This window comes from Cryobacterium sp. 10C3, assembly GCF_034314285.1.
In the GTDB taxonomy this organism is placed as follows: Bacteria; Actinomycetota; Actinomycetes; order Actinomycetales; family Microbacteriaceae; genus Cryobacterium; species Cryobacterium glucosi.
Window position 1 is genome coordinate 2,088,262 of record NZ_JAVIWF010000002.1, and the last position, 16,554, is coordinate 2,104,815.

The following is a 16,554-nucleotide window of genomic DNA, read 5'->3' on the forward strand; positions in this document are numbered from 1 at the left end:
CGATAACGCTTGAATCCGAGCTGATAGTCACCGGCTCATTCTATGGGTGCGTGGCTGGACAGGCCGTGGGAGGAACGATTCATGACCGATGCACCACCCACCCTCGAGGCTCCGTGGCCCGTCGCCCTGCTGGCGAACAAGATCCGCGGCTACATCGAGCGGCTCGGCACAGCCTGGGTCGAGGGTGAGATCACCCAGTGGGGCGTCAGTGGCGGCAATGTGTACGGCAAGCTCAAAGACCTCAGCGAGGACGCCACCGTCGGCTTCACCGTGTGGTCGTCCGTCAAGGCCCGGCTGAGCGACGAGTTTAAGCAGGGCGACCGCGTCATCGCCCTGGTCAAGCCGAATTACTGGGTCAAGGGCGGCACACTCACCATGCAGGTCTTCGACCTGCGCCACGTCGGCCTCGGCGACATGCTCGAACGCCTCGAGCGTCTCCGCAAGCAGCTCGCGGCCGAAGGCCTCTTCGCCGCCTCCCGCAAGAAACCGCTCCCGTTCCTGCCGCACTGCATCGGCCTCGTCACCGGCAAGGACTCCGACGCCGAGAAGGACGTCATCCGCAACGCCCAGCTGCGCTGGCCCGCCGTCGATTTCCACCTCGCGTACGCGGCCATGCAGGGCGACCGCTCGGTGGCCGAGGTCGTCGCCGCGATCCAGCGCCTCGATGCCGACCCCGACGTCGACGTCATCATCGTCGCCCGCGGCGGCGGCGACTTCCAGAACCTGCTCGGCTTCAGCGACGAACGCGTGCTCCGCGCCGCGGCGGCCTGCACCACCCCCTGGTCAGTGCGATCGGCCACGAGGCCGACCGGCCCCTGCTCGACGAGGTCGCCGACCTCCGGGCCTCCACCCCGACGGATGCCGCCAAGCGGGTCGTTCCCGACGTCTCGGACGAGCTCAACCGCGTCCAGCAGGCCAGGGCCCGGTTGGGCACCCGGCTGACCGGAATCCTCGCCGCCGAGGTCGACCGGATCGGCCAGCTCCGGTCACGCCCCGTGCTCAGCAGCACGGCCTGGATCGTCGATTCCCGTGCCGAGGACCTCACCCGGTACGTCGCCCGGGGAACGGAGCTAGTGGAACGCGTCGTCGAGGCATCCGCCGGCGTCGTCACGGAGCTCCGCACGAGGCTCCGCACGCTGTCCCCGCAGGGCACCCTCGACCGCGGTTACGCGATCGTGCAGGTGCGGGACGGCCACGTGCTGCGTGCCGCCGCCGATGCTCCGGACGGTACCCGGCTCAGGATCACGCTCGGCGCGGGAACCCTCGCGGCCACAGCAGGCCCGTCCGCCGAGCCGGCCGCAGACCCGGCCGCGGACCCGGCAGCTGACCCGGCCACCGGGCCGAAGACGACAGCCAGGACTCAATAGAATGGACGCCATGACCGCTCCCGCCGACATCTCCACCCTGAGCTACGAGCAGGCCAGGGACGAACTCGTACGGGTCGTGAGCGCCCTCGAACAGGGCTCTTCGACCCTCGAAGAGTCCCTCGCCCTGTGGGAACGCGGCGAGGAACTCGCGAGCCGCTGTGAGGAATGGCTGATCGGAGCCAAGGCCCGCCTCGACGCCGCTCGCGCGCGCCAACTGGACTCCGCCTCCCCCTCGACCGGCCCCGGCACCGAATGACCACCACGAAGCGCCCGCCCCGGGTCGTCGCCGAGCTCGGCAGGCCTGAGACCGCCCAGGAGACGGCGGACCGCCTCGCGACGAACTCGCGGAACTACCGGTCGCGCAAGACCGTCAACAACCTGGTCCTGTCCCTCCTCGCCACCCTCGGTGCGGTCTTCGTTCTCGTCCTCCTCGTCCCGCGCAGCGACGGGCCCGTCGACCGCACCGTCGATTTCGCCGCCGTCGCGAGCCAGGTGCAGGTCGGGATCGACGAGCCGCTTGTGGTCCCTGAGCTCCCGGATGGCTGGCGGGCGAATGCCGCCCAGTGGCGTCTCGGAGGCACAGACAAGATCCCGTCCTGGTACATCGGCCTGCTGACCCCCCGCAACGAGTTCATCGGCCGTCACCCAGGCCCTCGGCGCGAATCCGACCTGGATCGGGCAGCAGTTGAACGACGCCCCCGCAGCCCAGACGCTCACCCTCGCAGGAGTCACCTGGGACGTCTACCGGAACCCGGCGGCCGAGAAGGACCGCGGCAACTTCGAATACGCCCTCGTGACGAGCGCAGGGACGAGCAGCTACCTGCTCGTCGGAACGGCAGACGAAGACGAATTCGCGGCGGTCGCGACCGCGATCGCCGCCCAGATCAGTGCCAACGGACAGGCGGTGACCCAGTGACCGGACGGGGCAAAGACGTGCTCATCAGCCAGGCTGCGGCCCCGGGCGACGCCGTGGGCCCGGCAGCGGTGTGGAGCCGGCTGCAGCGCGGCAACCAGCGATTCGTGGACGGCGAGCCGCAGCATCCGCGCCAGGACGTCGACCGGCGCACCGAGCTCGCGACCGCGCAGACCCCGGCCGCGGCCCTCTTCGGGTGCAGCGACTCGCGTCTCGCCGCCGAGATCATCTTCGACATGGGCCTCGGCGACCTTTTCGTCGTGCGGAACGCCGGGCAGGTCATCTCCGATTCCGTGCTCGGCTCCCTCGAGTACGCGGTCGCCGTGCTCAAGGTCCCGCTCATCCTCGTGCTCGGCCACGACGGCTGCGGCGCGGTCCAGGCCGCCGTTGACGCGCAGGCGCCCGGGGCGGCTCCCCTGCCCGTGCACATCGGCCGGATCATTGAGAAGATCGTGCCCGCCGTGCACCGGGTGGTCGCGGCGACGGATGCGACGCTGACCGAACCCGGGAGCATCGATGCACTCATGGTCGGCAGAGAACACCTGCGCGACACCGTGACCGAGCTCCTGGAACAGTCCGAGTTGATCAGCGACGCCGTCGCAGCGGGTACATTGGCTATCGTCGGCGCCAATTACCGACTGCTCGAAGGCCGGGCCGTTCCCGACGTCGTCGTCGGCAACGTCTGATCCCACAGCCCGGGCAGTACCGTCTCCCAATCGAAAGGTCTTACACACAGTGGTGCAAAAACCGCAGATGCCGGCTACCGAATCGAACACGACACGATGGGCGAGGTGCAGGTTCCCGTCGACGCCCTCTACGGCGCCCAGACCCAGCGGGCCGTTGAGAACTTCCCGATCTCCGGCTCCGTCCTCGAACCCGCGCAGATCTCGGCCCTCGCCCGCATCAAGAAATCCGCCGCCCTCGCGAACGCGCAGCTCGGGGTGCTCGACGGCGACATCGCCGAGGCGATCGCCGGAGCAGCAGACGAGGTCATCACCGGTCTCTACGACGACCAGTTCCCGATCGACGTCTACCAGACCGGCAGCGGCACCTCCTCGAACATGAACATGAACGAGGTGCTCGCGACCCTCGCCACCCGCACCCTCGGCCGCCCGGTGCACCCGAACGACCACGTCAACGCCTCGCAGTCCTCGAACGACGTCTTCCCCACGTCGGTGCACCTCGCCGTCACGAGCGCGCTCATCGACGACCTCATCCCCGGGCTCGACCACCTCGCCGTCGCCCTCGAGGCCAAGTCGGTGCTCTGGGCCGATGCCGTCAAGGCCGGCCGTACCCACCTGATGGACGCGACCCCGGTCACCCTCGGCCAGGAGTTCGGCGGCTACGCCCGCCAGATGCGGCTCGGCATCGAGCGCATCCGCAGCGCCCTCCCCGCGTCGCCGAGGTGCCCCTGGGCGGCACTGCAGTGGGCACCGGCATCAACACCCCCGCCGGCTTCCCCCAGCTCGTGATCGAGCTCCTGGTCGCCGAGACCGAGCTTCCCGTGACGGAAGCGCGCGACCACTTCGAAGCGCAGGCCAACCGCGACGGCCTCGTCGACGCATCCGGTGCCCTGCGCACCATCGCGGTCAGCCTCACCAAGATCTGCAACGACCTGCGCTGGATGGGCTCCGGCCCCAACACCGGCTTCGGCGAGCTGCAGATCCCCGATCTTCAGCCAGGCAGCTCGATCATGCCCGGCAAGGTCAACCCGGTTATCCCCGAGGCCGTGCTGATGGTCTGCTCCCGCGTGATCGGGAACGACGCGACCGTGGCATGGTCGGGCGCGTCTGGCTCCTTCGAGCTCAACGTGGCCATCCCCGTGATGGGCACCGCGCTGCTCGAGTCGATCCGCCTGCTCTCGAACGCGACGCGGGTGCTCGCCGACAAGACCATCGACGGGCTCGAGGCCAACCTCGACCGGGCGAAGGCCCTGGCCGGCTCCTCCCCCGCCATCGTGACGCCGCTCAACCGGGTGATCGGCTACGAGGCCGCGGCGAAGGTCGCCAAGCACGCGGTCGCGCACGGCGTCCCGGTGCGCCAGGCCGTCATCGACCTCGGTTTCGTGGAACGCGGCGAAGTCACCCTGGCCCAGCTCGACACGGCCCTGGACCTGCTCAGCATGACGCGTCCCCCGCGCGCACCGCCTAGCCCCGGTACCTTTCCGGTCGAGGGCGCCCTTTCCGCGGGTCACTCTCGACCGGAAAGGGCACCTTCGCCGGATCGCGGGGTCAGTTCGGGTCGTTGCCCTCGAGCATCTCGGTGACGAGCGCGGCGATCGCGCTGCGCTCCGAGCGGGTGAGCGTCATGTGGGCGAACAGCGGATGCCCCTTGAGCGTCTCGATCACGGATGCGACGCCGTCGAAGCGGCCGACCCGGAGATTGTCCCGCTGGGCGACGTCGTGGGTGAGGACCACCCGCGAGTTCTGCCCGATGCGACTGAGCACCGTGAGCAGCACGTTGCGCTCGAGGGACTGCGCCTCATCGACGATCACGAACGCGTCGTGCAGCGAACGGCCCCGGATGTGGGTGAGCGGCAGGACCTCGAGGATCCCCCGCTCGAGGACCTCTTCGAGCACGTTCTCGGACACGAGCGCGCCGAGGGTGTCGAAGACCGCCTGGGCCCACGGGCTCATCTTCTCGCTCGCGTCACCGGGCAGATAGCCGAGTTCCTGGCCGCCGACCGCGTAGAGCGGGCGGAACACCATAATCTTGCGATGCTGCTGGCGTTCCAGGACGGCTTCGAGTCCCGCACAGAGCGCGAGCGCCGACTTCCCCGTCCCCGCTCGCCCTCCCAGGGAGAGGATCCCGATCTCAGGGTCGAGCAGCAGGTCGATCGCCAGGCGCTGCTCCGCCGACCGGCCCTTGAGGCCGAACAGGTCCCGGTCGCCGCGCACGAGCCGCATTTCGCCCTTGCCGGTGACCCGGCCGAGCGCCGAGCCGCGGTCAGAATGGACCACGAGGCCGGTGTTGATCGGCATGTCCTGCACCAGACGGGTGTTGAGCACCTCGTTGTCGTAGAGTTCGCTGATCTGGTTCGACCCGAGAGTGATCTCGTCCATCCCCGTCCAGCCGGAATCGACCGCGAGCTCGTGTCGGTACTCATCCGCGAGCAGGCCGATCGATGCCGCCTTGACCCGCAATGGCAGGTCCTTGGAGACGACCGTGACGGCGAGACCGTCGTTGGCGAGGTTCATCGCGACCGCGAGGATCCTCGAATCGTTGTCGCCGAGTTGCAGGCCCGAGGGGAGCACCGACATGTTGGAGTGGTTCAGCTCGACACGCAGGCTGCCACCCTCTCCGACCGGGATCGGGAAGTCGAGGCGTTCATGCTTGACACGCAATTCGTCCAGGAGCCGGAGGGCCTGGCGGGCGAAGTACCCGATCTCCGGGTCGTTGCGCTTGGATTCGAGTTCGGCGATCACGACGACCGGCAGCACGATGGCATGCTCGGCGAACCGGAAGATCGCCTTGGGATCCGACAGGAGGACCGAGGTGTCCAGCACGAAGGTGCGCTCGGTTTGCTTGATGTCGGAAGCCGTCTGGTTCGAACCCTGATAGTCGGTCTGATTAGCGGTCACAACCACTCCCACCCCGTGCCTCGAAAGGCGCGGATTGTGTTGGCGAGCTGGCCACGGGGGTTCTCGAGCCGTACTTATGTGGCCGTCTCGATCAGGCGCCGTACCTGATGGGGATGACGCTACTTACACTCGGTGAATATCGGAAGTGCGACACACACATTGTCACCAGACGTTAATGGGCGCGGCATCTGGGACTCAGTAAATGGCCGCCGTCGCATACGACGTGAATGCCCCGCGCAGCATGTCCACGGTTTCGACGCTGAGCACGGCGTGGGCGCTGAGCCGCACCCGGCCGTCGCGGGTCGTTGCGGTGATCCCGTGGTTGTGCAGGGCGATCGTGAGCGTGTTGAGCTGGGCGGGAGGGGGCTCGAGCACGAGGATCCCGGCCCGCTCGCGTTCATCCCTCGGCGACACCACGGGTACCGCGTACTCGTCGGCGAGGTCGATCAGTTGCGACACGTTGTCCGCGACCGCGGCCTCGATGTTATGAATGCCCGTCACGGCAATCTCTTCGAGAGCCGCGGAGAACCGCGCCTGCGCGATCGCGTCTCCATTGCTGACCCGGAATGCGCGGGCGCTGTGGCTGGGCGGCAGCACCTCGTCCCACGGCTCGGCAACGTCCGTTCCCGCGAAGCCCGAGAACACCGGAACGAGTCGTTCGACCGCACGGTCGCTCAGCGCCAGGAAACCGGTGCCCCAGCCCGAGCGCACCCATTTCTGGCCACCGGATGCGACGACATCCGCCATCTCATAGGCTGCGTCGGTGACACCGAAGCCCTGGATCGCGTCAACGATCAACAGACGGTCGCCGATCACCTGGCGGATGCCGTCGAGGTCCACCCGGAATCCGGTCCGCGAGTCGACGAGGCAGACCGCGACGGCGACCGTCGCGGGAGTGAGCTGCTCGCGGATCTCGCCGGGGGTCACCCTGCCGTGCTCGGTCCCCAGCCAGATCGGGGTCACGACGCGCAGGGCCTCAGCCGCGCGCACGGCAGCAAAGGGGACGGTGGGGAAATCGCCGGGCGAGAGCAGCACGCCCCCGGTCAGGCCGAACATGGCCTGCATGATGCCGGTCGTCGTGTTCGGCTCGCAGACGACCTGGTCGGCCCGGAAACCGGTCACGGCGGAGACGGCCTCGCGCATCCGCTCGTCCTGCTGGAAGAGGTGGTCGAGGCTGCCGAAGCGGGCGCGGGACAGGATCTCGGTCTGGCCGAGGCTCTCGGCCACCACCGTCGCCGAGAGCGGTCCGACGCGGCCGTAGTCGAGGTAACCGGGCTCCTCGACGAACCCCGCGGCATAGGCATCGATCTCGGTCATCCGGTCTCCTAGCTTCCGAAGCGGCGCTGGCGTTTGGCGAAGTCGCGCAGGGCGCGCAGGAAGTCGACCTGGCGGAGGTCGGGTCCGAGCGCCTCGACGAAGTAGAACTCGCTGTGGGCGCTCTGCCAGAGCATGAAGTCGCTGATCCGCTGCTCACCGGAGGTGCGGATCACGAGGTCGGGGTCGGGCTGGCCACCGGTGTAGAGGTGCTGGCCGATGAGCTCGGGAGTAAGCGTCTCAGCGAGGTCCGCGAGGGTGTGCCCGTTCTCGAGGTGCGCGGCGACGATGCTGCGCATGGCGTCGGTGATCTCGGTGCGTCCGCCGTAGCCGACCGCGAGATTGATGTGCATGCCCTTCTTGCCCGCGGTGCGGGTCTCGGCGTCGCAGAGCGCCGCGATGAGCGGCGCGGGCAGGCCCTTCTTCGTGCCGACCTGCTGGACCCGCCAGTTGCGCTGGCGCGAGAGCTCCTCGGCGAGCTTGGCGATGATCTTGGTGAGCTCGGAGAGTTCCTCGCTCGGGCGGTTGGTGAGGTTGTCCGAGGAGAGTAGGTAGAGCGTGACCACCGAGATGCCGAGGTCGTCGCACCAGCTCAGGAACTCCCGCATCTTCGCCGCGCCGGCACGGTGGCCGTGTGCGGCGGACTCGAGCCCGAGCTGCCGGGCCCAGCGGCGGTTGCCGTCGATGATCATCGCGACGTGGCGTGGCAGGTTCTCCGGCGTCAGCCCGCGACGAAGGCGGCGCTCGTACAACCGGTAGAGGATGTCGCGCGCCAAGGGGACCTGCCTCTTCTGCACGTATTTACGCTAGCCCACTCGGGCAGCCCGTGCTTCTTCCGGCATGTTCGCTGTCGTATTCTGGCTGCATGGCCGCAGAGAGCAGCACCGGGGACGACGCAACCGCACGACAGCCGCTGAAGGCGCCCGACGACGAGTTCATCCCGCAGCTGCCGCTGCTCGAGTCGGAGGTGCCCCGGCCGGAGGATCTCAAGCCCACCTGGCGCGGCTGGATCCACGCGGGCACCTTCCCGGTCACGATCGTCGCGGGGATCGTGCTTCTGTCCCTCGCAGAGGGACCCGCGGCGAAGTGGAGCTGCCTCGTCTTCGTGATCAGCTCCCTGCTCCTGTTCGGTAACTCGGCGCTGTACCACCGCATCAACTGGAAGCCGCGCACGAAGCTCGTCTTCAAGCGCATCGACCACGCCAACATCTTCCTGCTGATCGCCGGTTCCTACACGCCGATCACGGTGCTCGCGCTACCGCCGTCGAAGTCCGTGCTCCTGCTCTCCCTCGTCTGGGGCGGCGCACTTCTCGGCATCGCCTTCCGGGTGTTCTGGATCACCGCACCGCGCTGGCTCTACGTGCCGTTGTACCTGCTTCTCGGCTGGGGCTCACTGATGTTCATCGTCGACTTCTTCCAGGCGAACGCCGCGATGATGACCCTCATCATGATCGGCGGCCTGTGCTACTCGGTCGGCGCTGTCATCTACGCGCTCAAGAAGCCCAACCCGTTTCCCGGGGTCTTCGGGTTCCACGAGATCTTCCACAGCCTGACCGTTGTCGCGTTCCTCTGCCACTGGGCGGCGATCCTGATCATCGCCACGCATCCGCTCTACCCCTGAGGCTGCTGGGTCTCCCGCGGGGTGGATGCCTCACCCGGGTGCGTCTCCGCCTCGACGCAGGCAGCGAGTTCCGCCTGCAGGCGCTCGGCGATCTCCGCGCGATACGTCGTGCGGCGGATGCGGCGGACCAGATCGAAGCCGAGCAGCACGACGGCGACCACGACGAAGAGGATCGCCAGGAAGCCGGCGGGCCCCGGCGTGACGGTGTCGGGGTTGAATTCGGGCGGCGGCGTGTTGGCGAGCATGAAGCCCGTCACCGCGTCGACGAGGTGCGGGAACAGGACGGCGCTCATGCCTCGTCCCGGATACCGGCGAACAGATCTGATTCAGGCATGACCGTTTCAACTTTCGATTCGACGAGCTGGAAGTCCTCGTACGGCCACGCCTCACGGATGAGGTCGTTCGGCCAGAAGAAGAAGCTGCTCGTGGGGGAAACCTGGCTCGCGTGGGCCCGCAGCGCCGCGTCCCTCGCGTCCAGGAAGTCGCCGACCGGAACGTGGGTCGTCGCCAGGGCCGGGTAGTTCTTCATCCAGTCGCGGGCCTCCCCGAGCGGCTCGAGCAGCGGGGACTCCGGTTCCTTGACGCTCAGCAGCAGGAAGAGGGCATCGATGCGTTCGAGGTTGAAGATGCGATCGTAGTAGAGCTTGTCGATCTGCCATGGTTCCCCGTCACCCGGGTACCGGGTGGGGTCCGCGGCGGCGCGATACGCGGCCATCGAGACCTCGTGGCAGCGGATGTGGTCCGGGTGCGGGTATCCGCCGTTCTCGTCGTACGTGATCAGGACCTGGGGGCGGAATTCGCGGATGATCCGCACGAGCGGTTCCGCGGAGAACTCGAGGTCGATGGTCGAGAAGGAATTCGGCGGGACCGAACCGTCTTCGTTCATGCCGGAATCCTGGTAGCCGAGCCACCGGTGTTCGATGCCGAGGGCCTTCTGCGCCTGGCGCATCTCCCGTCGGCGCAGGCCGGCCATGTCTCGCTCGGCCATCGCCGTGTCGGCGAGGGCGTCGTTGAGGATGCTGCCGCCCTCTCCGCCCGTGCAGCTCACGACCATGACCTCGGCGCCGCGGCTCCGGTAGTACGCATAGCTCGCAGCCCCCTTGCTCGACTCGTCGTCGGGATGGGCGTGAACGGCCAGGAGGCGCAGTGTCATCGGACTCCTCAGAAATGGCGGATAACCTAGGGACAAGACTAATCGTTGAACCGTGAGTGTGGAGTCTGAGTGACCGGCAGCAGGAACGTCGACAGCGGTACCCGCAGCGAGGGCACCCTGGATTCCCGGTACGGTCGCGCCCCGAACCGGCGCCTGCGCGACCGTCGGTCCCTGTGGATCACCGCCGGGGCCTTCGCCGTCGTGCTGGTGGGCTGGGTCGTCTGGGTTGGGCTCGGCGCCTCCCAGCCCCTGCTCGAAACCAGGGACATCCGCAACGTCGTCCAGGACGACCGGAACGTGACGGTGACCTTCGAGGCCTCGATTCCGGTGGGGTCACCGGCGAGTTGCGCGGTCGAGGCGCTCAACCAGAGCTTCGCGGTCGTAGGGTGGAAGGTGATCGACCTGCCGCCGAGTGACCAGTATTCACGTACGTTCACGGAGCAGCTACTGACGAGCGAGCCCGCCACCACCGGATTGATTTACCGGTGCTGGCTGACCTAGACTGACGTATTCGCCCCGACGTTCTTCGCCGGGGCGAGCGTTGTTTTCCTGCTGCGATCCGCCCGGAATCACGCACACAACACCGCACGATCACGCACATCCGGTACCACACGCATGACTCGAGCATGAGGAGGAGACCCACCCATGACTACTGAAACCACCGTCACCTGGCTGACGCAGGAGGCGTACGACCGCCTCGCCTCCGAGCTGGAGGCCCTGAGCACCGTCGGCCGGATCGAGATCGCGAAGAAGATCGAATCCGCGCGTGAAGAGGGCGACCTCAAGGAGAACTCGGGGTACCACGCGGCGAAGGACGAACAGGGCAAGCAGGAGGCGCGCATCCGCACGCTCATCGTGCTGCTCCGCAACGCCGAGGTCGGCCACGCCCCCGAGAGCAAGGGCGTTGTCGAGTCCGGAACCGTGATCACCGCCACCATCGCCGGTGACGAAGAGCGCTTCCTGATCGGCAGCCGCGAGATCGCCGGCGACAGCGACCTCAACGTCTACAGCGAGCAGAGCCCGCTCGGCGCCGCGATCCTCGGCCTCAAGGTCGGATCGAAGACGAGCTACACCACCCCGAACGGCAAGGAAATCGCCGTGGAGATCTTCGCCGTCGAAACCTGGGGCGGCGACTAGCAGCATCCGCGGCAACTGTGGCCGTTACGGTCGACTGCGCCCCGTGCACGGGCCGCAGTCGACCGTAACGGCCACAGTCGTCCCGCGACGCGACCCTCAGTCGATCTGGGGGTCGTAACCGGCCGAGGTGAGTACGTCGACGACGTGCTGGCGGTGGTCGGGGCCGCGGGTCTCGACGCTGACGTTGAGTTCGACCTCGCTGATCTGCAGTCCGACGCCGTGCCGGGTGTGCAGGACCTCGACGACATTGGCGTGCGCTTCGGCGAGCAGCTCGGAGATGCGGGCGAGCTGTCCGGGGCGGTCCGGCAGCATGATGCGCAGGGTGAGATACCGACCGGATGCCGCAAGGCCGTGGCTGATGACACGCTGCATCAGCAGGGGGTCGATATTGCCCCCGCTGAGGATCGCAACGGTGGGGCCATCCGGGGTGACCTTGCCGGCCAGGATGGCTGCGACCGCGACGGCGCCGGCCGGTTCGACGACGAGCTTCGCGCGTTCGAGGAGCACGAGAAGCGCACGGGCGGTGTCGTCCTCTGTGACGGTGACGATCTCGTCGACCACGTCCCTGATGATCTCGAAGTTGAGCAGCCCCGGCTTCGCTACGGCGATGCCGTCGGCGATCGTCGGCAGGATCGGCACCTCGATCGCCTTCCCCGCCTCGATGGATGGCGGGTAGGCGGCGGCGTTGGCGGCCTGCACGCCGATGATCCGGATCGTGCGACCGTCGAGGAGCGCCTTCTGCTTCAGCGCGCTCGCGACGCCGGAGATGAGTCCGCCGCCGCCGATCGGGACGACGACGGTGTGCAGGTCGGGAACCTGGTCGAGGATCTCGAGGCCCAGCGTTCCCTGGCCGGCGATCACGTCCGCGTGGTCGAACGGCGGGATCAGGATCGCACCGGTCTCCGCGGCGTACGCCGCGGCGGCAAGCAACGGCTCGGCGACCGTGCTGCCCCGGAGGATGACGTGCGCGCCATAGTCCCTGGTGGCCTGGAGCTTGGGCAGGGCGACGCCGACGGGCATGAAGATCGTGGCCTTGATGCCGAGCTCGCGGGCGGCGAACGCAACGCCCTGGGCGTGGTTCCCGGCCGAGGCCGCCACGACGCCGTGTTCCTTCTCCTCGTCGGTGAGCTTCGAGAGGCGGTTGTACGCTCCACGGATCTTGTACGAACCGGTGCGTTGCAGGTTCTCGCACTTGAGGTGCACCTCGGCGCCGAGGACCGCGCTCAGGTAGCGGGAGCCTTCCATCGGGGTCACGGCGGCGACCTGGGAGACCACGGCGCGGGCGGCTTCGAACTCGGCGAGGCTCGGCCCGACGAGGGACAGGTTGGTCATGGGGTGCCTTCGGTAGTGGTCGTGCTGGACGGATTTCTTCTGGTCCTGGTGAAGCCGGGTCGTTGCGGGACGGTCCGCCACAGCGGCGATCCGGTACCCCGCGGAACGTCAGGGAGGTCGGCACGCCAACTGCCGCCCTGAATGTAGTTGATCATGACATTGAGCACGGCCGCGACCGGAACCGCGAAGAGCGCCCCCGGGATCCCGGCGAGCAACGAACCCGCAGCGACGACGAGCACAACGCCGAGCGGATGCACCTTGACCGCCGTTCCCATGATGAGTGGCTGGAGGACGTGCCCTTCGACCTGCTGGACCAGGAGCACGACCCCGAGCATGGCGAGCGCGATCGGCCAGGAGTTGAAGAGCAGAGCGATCACGACGGCGACGGCGCCGGTCGCGACGGCGCCCACGATCGGGATGAAGGAACCGAGGAAGACCAGGACACCGATCGGGATGGCGAGCGGGACGCCGAGCAGGAACGCGCCGAGCCCGATGCCGAGGGCGTCGATCGAGGCGACGAGGATCTGCACCTTCGCGAAATTGCCGAGGGTGGTCCAGCCGGCCTGCCCGGCGCCGTCGATCGCCGCCCGTGCCCGCCTCGGGAAGATCCGCACGATCCAGGCCCAGATTCCGGGGCCGTCGATCAGGAGGAAGAGCAGGCTGAAGAGCGTGAGCAGCAGCCCGGTGAGACCGTGGCCGAGCGAGGTGCCGAGCGAGAGTGCGCCGCTCAGGAAGACCTGGCTGTCGGCCTGGATCGCCGCAAGCGCCTGCTGCAGGTAGTCGTTGATCTGCGGTTCCGTGAGGTGCAGCGGTGACGCGAGCAGCAACGCCTTGAGGTCGCCGTAGGAGCCGGCGAGCCGGTCGCTGAGGCCGGAGAGGCCGCCGGCGAGCTGGGTCGCCGCGAGCGTGATCAGGGCGGCAGGGACGAGGAGAGTGGTGAGCACCGCGACGGCGATGGCCAGGCCCTTGGGCCAGCGGTGCCGCACGAGAAAGGAGACGAAGGGCGCCACGATCGAGGAGACCAGCACGGCGATGAGCAGCGGGATGACGATGAGCCGGAGCTGCACGACGACGAACAGGAAGACGGCGATGACGGCGAAGACGGCGAGGAGCCGCCACGACCACGCGCCGGCGAGCCGGATTCCCGCCGGGACGTTCTCATCGACGCCGTTCGGCGGAGCAGAGACGACGGCGATCGCTGCCGCTCCGGCCCGTTCGCCGGCCGCGGTGCGAGCTCCCGTACCTGGCCCGCTGCCGGGCTCCCGGCCGATCGGGGCGGCACGTCTGCGCCGCCCGGTGAGGAGTGCGCTCCAGCCCGGCCTACCCGCGGATTCCGTCATCGGACCAGTCTAGGCAATCGGAGGCAGTCACTGTCCCCGGTCCTCGCTAGGGTCGAGGAATGGTCCAGTCCCTCTCCCCCGCACTCGCCAGGCGCGTGGCCCTGGCCGCCCAGGGATTCGGGCGTCCCGTCCCGGCCGTCCCCGGCATCCGCCAGCTGGACGCCCTGGTGACGCGGCTCGGCCTGTTGCAGATCGACTCGGTCAACGTCTTCGAGCGCAGCCATTACCTGCCGGCCTTCAGTCGGCTCGGCGGCTACGACAAGGCGCAGCTCGACCGGCTGACCTTCGCTGTCGGCAAGCAGGCCCGCTATACCGAGTACTGGGCGCACGAGGCCTCGTTCGTGCCCCTCGAGAGCTGGCCGCTGTTCGCCTGGCGGATGGACGATTTCCGCGAGCGGTCGGCGCGGACGCCGGGCGCCTGGTCGCAGGGCAACCGGCCGATGCTCGACTGGCTGCTCGCGGAACTGGCCGATAAGGGCCCGTTGCCGGCGAGTGCGATCGAGCACGACGCGAACAAGCGCAGCGGCCCGTGGTGGGGCTGGTCGGACGTCAAGAGCGGTCTCGAGACGCTGTTCCGCTGGGGCGACGTCGTCACCGCGGGCCGCAGCCGGTTCGAGCGGGTCTACGCGCTGCCTGGACAGGTTCTTTCCCAGGAGCTGCTGGCCCGCCGGGTGCACCGGGACGATGCACATCGCGAACTCGTCCGCCGGTCGGCGCGGGCGCACGGCATCGGCACGGCGAAGGACTTCGCCGACTACTTCCGCCTGAAGACGCCGGCGACTCTCGTCGCGATCCATGAACTCGAGGACGCCGGCGAGCTGATCCCCGTCGTCGTGCCCGGCTGGGGCCCGGGTGGCACGCCCGGTGCCGCCTGGCTGCACCGGGACGCCCGGCTGCCGCGGGCCCTGGACGCCGCGGCGGTGCTCTCGCCGTTCGACCCCATGGTCTGGGACCGGGCCAGGGCTCTCCGCCTGTTCGGATTCCACTACCGCATCGAGATCTACACCCCCGAACCGAAACGGGTCTTCGGGTACTACTCGCTGCCGATCCTGCTCGGCGACACCCTCGTCGGGCGCGTCGACCTCAAGAACGACCGGCAGGCCGGCGTGCTGCGCGTTCAGGCGGCGTGGGCCGAAGCGGATGCCCCGGCCGACACCGCAGAGCGCCTCGCGCCGGTGCTGCGCGCGACCGCCCTCTGGCAGGGGCTCACCGAGATCACGGTCGCGCAGCGGGTACTCTCGCGCCGGCACTCGCCGCCCTTCTCGCCTGAGCGCAGTCGTCAGAACTTGTTGCCCATGGCGTGCAGGCGGTCGATCCGGTCCTCGATCGGCGGGTGCGTGCTGAACAGCTTCGCCATCATGCCGGGCTTGAGCGGGTTCGCGATCCACAGGTGCGCCATCGACGTGTTCTGCTTCTGCATCGGGCGCCCGTAGGTCTCGAGCTTGGCGAGGGCGCTCGCGAGGGCATCCGGATGCCGCGTCGTCAGCGCGCTCGTGGCATCGGCGAGGTATTCGCGCTGCCGGGAGACGGCGAGCTGCACCATGCTGGCGACGAGCGGTGCCACGATCATCGCGACCAGGCCGAAGACCATCACGACGGGGTTGCCGTTGTTGTTGTTATTGCGACCGAAGAACGCCATCCGCAGGAACATGTCCGAGATGAAGCCGACCGCGACGACGAGGCCGAACACGACCATCGACACCCGGATGTCGTAGTTGCGGACGTGCCCGAGTTCGTGGGCCATCACGCCCTCGAGTTCGGAGTCATCCATGATGGCGAGCAGGCCCGTCGTCGCGGCGACGATCGCGTGCTGCGGGTCGCGCCCGGTCGCGAACGCGTTCGGCGCGGGGTCGTTGATGATGTAGATCTCCGGCATCGGCGTTCCGGTCGTGATCGACAGGTTCTCGACGGTGTTCCAGAGCCGCGGATGCTCCGCCTTGCTGTTCACCCGGATGCCGCCGCTCATCGCGATCGCCTGGCGCCCGGCCGCGAAGTACTGCACGAGGGCGTAACCCGCGGCGACGACGATCGTGAGGATCAGGATGCCGTAGCCGCCGCGACCGTAGACGGCGTTGGCAATCCAGCCGAGGCCGGCGATGATCCCCAGGAAGAGGATGATGATGAAAACGGTGTTGCGCTTGTTCCGCGCGATCGCACTGTACATCTGGGCCTGCCGCTAGAACTGGACGCGAGGCGGCTCCGCGATGGCTGCGGAGTCGGTGACCTCGAAGAAGTCGCGCTGGGTGAATCCGAGGTTCTTCGCGATCAGGTTGTTCGGGAAGACCTGGATCTTCGTGTTGAGCTCCCGCACCCCGCCGTTGTAGAAGCGGCGCGACGCCTGGATCTTGTCCTCGGTGTCGACGAGCTCAGCCTGCAGCTGCAGGTAGTTCTGGCTGGCCTGGAGCTGCGGGTACGCTTCCGCGACCGCGAAGATGCTGCGCAGGGCGGACTGCATGTGGTTCTCGGCGGCTGCGGCATCCGCAGGGGTCGTCGCACTGATCGACTCGGCGCGGGCCTTGGCGACGTTCTCGAAGACCGCCTTCTCGTGCGCCGCGTAGCCCTTGACCGTCTCGATGAGGTTCGGGATGAGGTCGGCACGCCGCTTGAGCTGCACCGTGATGTCGCTCCACGCTTCGTCCACCCGCACCTTGAGGGTCACGAGGGAGTTGTACGTCGCCCAGAAGTAGATTCCGACGATGACGACAAGCACAACAACGATGAGTAGCGGGATGAGCCATTCCATGGCAGCGTCTCCTTGTATTTCAGCGGTGCGAGCGAGCGGGCCGCGGCGGCATA

Annotated in this window: 15 protein-coding genes and 4 pseudogenes; 10 read left to right on the top strand and 9 right to left on the bottom strand. The window is 68.1% G+C overall.

What is annotated here, in order from left to right:
* The first annotated feature begins 81 nt into the window (after nucleotides 1-81).
* From xseA to RGU41_RS10835, 6 genes and pseudogenes are all read left to right on the top strand, one after another.
* Nucleotides 82-1,367 (top strand): annotated as a pseudogene (gene xseA, locus RGU41_RS10810) (exodeoxyribonuclease VII large subunit).
* A 1-nt stretch (nucleotide 1,368) separates the two neighbouring features.
* Nucleotides 1,369-1,623, top strand: a complete 255-nt coding sequence (locus RGU41_RS10815; RefSeq protein ID WP_134449494.1) for an exodeoxyribonuclease VII small subunit — start codon at nucleotides 1,369-1,371, stop codon at nucleotides 1,621-1,623.
* A pseudogene (locus RGU41_RS10820) lies at nucleotides 1,620-1,940 on the top strand (DUF4245 family protein); the annotation flags it as partial. The gene RGU41_RS10815 and the pseudogene RGU41_RS10820, both read left to right, overlap by 4 nt.
* Before the next feature lie 112 nt (nucleotides 1,941-2,052).
* On the top strand, nucleotides 2,053-2,283 hold the full coding sequence (locus RGU41_RS10825; protein ID WP_322137340.1) for a DUF4245 family protein: 231 nt from the start codon (nucleotides 2,053-2,055) through the stop codon (nucleotides 2,281-2,283).
* 23 nt (nucleotides 2,284-2,306) lie between these two features.
* Nucleotides 2,307-2,966, top strand: a complete 660-nt coding sequence (locus tag RGU41_RS10830) for a carbonic anhydrase (RefSeq protein WP_370294599.1) — start codon at nucleotides 2,307-2,309, stop codon at nucleotides 2,964-2,966.
* 96 nt (nucleotides 2,967-3,062) lie between these two features.
* Nucleotides 3,063-4,414 (top strand): annotated as a pseudogene (locus RGU41_RS10835) (class II fumarate hydratase); the annotation flags it as partial.
* 97 nt (nucleotides 4,415-4,511) lie between these two features.
* Here RGU41_RS10835 and RGU41_RS10840 read toward each other — a convergent pair.
* The 3 genes from RGU41_RS10840 to RGU41_RS10850 form a co-directional block, all read right to left on the bottom strand.
* On the bottom strand, nucleotides 4,512-5,810 hold the full coding sequence (locus tag RGU41_RS10840; RefSeq protein WP_241984953.1) for a PhoH family protein: 1,299 nt from the start codon (nucleotides 5,808-5,810) through the stop codon (nucleotides 4,512-4,514).
* A 246-nt stretch (nucleotides 5,811-6,056) separates the two neighbouring features.
* Nucleotides 6,057-7,178, bottom strand: coding sequence for an aminotransferase class V-fold PLP-dependent enzyme (locus tag RGU41_RS10845; protein ID WP_134558102.1), 1,122 nt, complete (start codon nucleotides 7,176-7,178; stop codon nucleotides 6,057-6,059).
* A gap of 8 nt (nucleotides 7,179-7,186) precedes the next feature.
* Nucleotides 7,187-7,972: an isoprenyl transferase gene (locus tag RGU41_RS10850; protein ID WP_134449490.1), complete on the bottom strand. Its 786-nt coding sequence runs from the start codon at nucleotides 7,970-7,972 to the stop codon at nucleotides 7,187-7,189.
* A gap of 68 nt (nucleotides 7,973-8,040) precedes the next feature.
* Here RGU41_RS10850 and trhA point away from each other — a divergent pair, with 68 nt between their 5' ends.
* Nucleotides 8,041-8,796 (top strand): PAQR family membrane homeostasis protein TrhA, encoded by a 756-nt coding sequence (trhA, locus tag RGU41_RS10855; protein ID WP_134449489.1) that lies wholly within the window; start codon nucleotides 8,041-8,043, stop codon nucleotides 8,794-8,796.
* On the opposite strand, the gene RGU41_RS10860 is transcribed toward trhA, so the two are convergent.
* Both RGU41_RS10860 and mca read right to left on the bottom strand, forming a co-directional pair.
* Nucleotides 8,787-9,089 (bottom strand): hypothetical protein, encoded by a 303-nt coding sequence (locus tag RGU41_RS10860; RefSeq protein ID WP_322136208.1) that lies wholly within the window; start codon nucleotides 9,087-9,089, stop codon nucleotides 8,787-8,789. The two genes, trhA and RGU41_RS10860, sit on opposite strands and share 10 nt — an antisense overlap.
* Complete coding sequence (gene mca / locus RGU41_RS10865) at nucleotides 9,086-9,949, bottom strand: mycothiol conjugate amidase Mca (protein ID WP_322136209.1); 864 nt, start codon at nucleotides 9,947-9,949, stop codon at nucleotides 9,086-9,088. Before mca ends, RGU41_RS10860 begins: the two co-directional genes overlap by 4 nt.
* 69 nt (nucleotides 9,950-10,018) lie before the next feature.
* On the opposite strand from mca, the gene RGU41_RS10870 reads away from it, so the two are divergent.
* Both RGU41_RS10870 and greA read left to right on the top strand, forming a co-directional pair.
* Entirely contained in the window at nucleotides 10,019-10,450 is a 432-nt protein-coding gene (locus tag RGU41_RS10870; RefSeq protein ID WP_134449487.1) for a DUF4307 domain-containing protein, read from the top strand.
* Nucleotides 10,451-10,594: 144 nt separating this feature from the next.
* The gene (gene greA / locus RGU41_RS10875) at nucleotides 10,595-11,086 is read left to right on the top strand and encodes a transcription elongation factor GreA (protein WP_134449486.1); all 492 of its coding nucleotides are present in this window, start codon (nucleotides 10,595-10,597) and stop codon (nucleotides 11,084-11,086) included.
* A gap of 96 nt (nucleotides 11,087-11,182) precedes the next feature.
* Here the strand turns inward: greA and ilvA are convergent, their stop codons facing one another.
* A complete protein-coding gene (gene ilvA / locus RGU41_RS10880; protein ID WP_134449485.1) occupies nucleotides 11,183-12,418 on the bottom strand; it encodes a threonine ammonia-lyase in 1,236 nt (411 codons plus the stop codon).
* Entirely contained in the window at nucleotides 12,415-13,758 is a 1,344-nt protein-coding gene (locus tag RGU41_RS10885) for an AI-2E family transporter (RefSeq protein WP_134449484.1), read from the bottom strand. Before RGU41_RS10885 ends, ilvA begins: the two co-directional genes overlap by 4 nt.
* Nucleotides 13,759-13,817: 59 nt before the next feature.
* Here RGU41_RS10885 and RGU41_RS10890 point away from each other — a divergent pair.
* Nucleotides 13,818-14,849 (top strand): annotated as a pseudogene (locus tag RGU41_RS10890) (winged helix-turn-helix domain-containing protein); the annotation flags it as partial.
* Between the two features lie 188 nt (nucleotides 14,850-15,037).
* Here RGU41_RS10890 and RGU41_RS10895 read toward each other — a convergent pair.
* A complete protein-coding gene (locus tag RGU41_RS10895; protein ID WP_134449482.1) occupies nucleotides 15,038-15,922 on the bottom strand; it encodes a M48 family metalloprotease in 885 nt (294 codons plus the stop codon).
* Between the two features lie 12 nt (nucleotides 15,923-15,934).
* Nucleotides 15,935-16,501, bottom strand: a complete 567-nt coding sequence (locus RGU41_RS10900; protein ID WP_134449481.1) for a LemA family protein — start codon at nucleotides 16,499-16,501, stop codon at nucleotides 15,935-15,937.
* Nucleotides 16,502-16,554: the final 53 nt, after the last annotated feature.

Bases quoted from the DNA above. Each gene is read 5' to 3' on its own strand.
- ilvA (WP_134449485.1), bottom strand. From the start codon at position 12,418: ATGACCAACCTGTCCCTCGTCGGGCCGAGCCTCGCCGAGTTCGAAGCC.
- trhA (WP_134449489.1), top strand. From the start codon at position 8,041: ATGGCCGCAGAGAGCAGCACCGGGGACGACGCAACCGCACGACAGCCG.
- mca (WP_322136209.1), bottom strand. From the start codon at position 9,949: ATGACACTGCGCCTCCTGGCCGTTCACGCCCATCCCGACGACGAGTCG.
- RGU41_RS10885 (WP_134449484.1), bottom strand. From the start codon at position 13,758: ATGACGGAATCCGCGGGTAGGCCGGGCTGGAGCGCACTCCTCACCGGG.
- RGU41_RS10845 (WP_134558102.1), bottom strand. From the start codon at position 7,178: ATGACCGAGATCGATGCCTATGCCGCGGGGTTCGTCGAGGAGCCCGGT.
- RGU41_RS10860 (WP_322136208.1), bottom strand. From the start codon at position 9,089: ATGAGCGCCGTCCTGTTCCCGCACCTCGTCGACGCGGTGACGGGCTTC.
- greA (WP_134449486.1), top strand. From the start codon at position 10,595: ATGACTACTGAAACCACCGTCACCTGGCTGACGCAGGAGGCGTACGAC.
- RGU41_RS10815 (WP_134449494.1), top strand. From the start codon at position 1,369: ATGGACGCCATGACCGCTCCCGCCGACATCTCCACCCTGAGCTACGAG.
- RGU41_RS10895 (WP_134449482.1), bottom strand. From the start codon at position 15,922: ATGTACAGTGCGATCGCGCGGAACAAGCGCAACACCGTTTTCATCATC.
- RGU41_RS10900 (WP_134449481.1), bottom strand. From the start codon at position 16,501: ATGGAATGGCTCATCCCGCTACTCATCGTTGTTGTGCTTGTCGTCATC.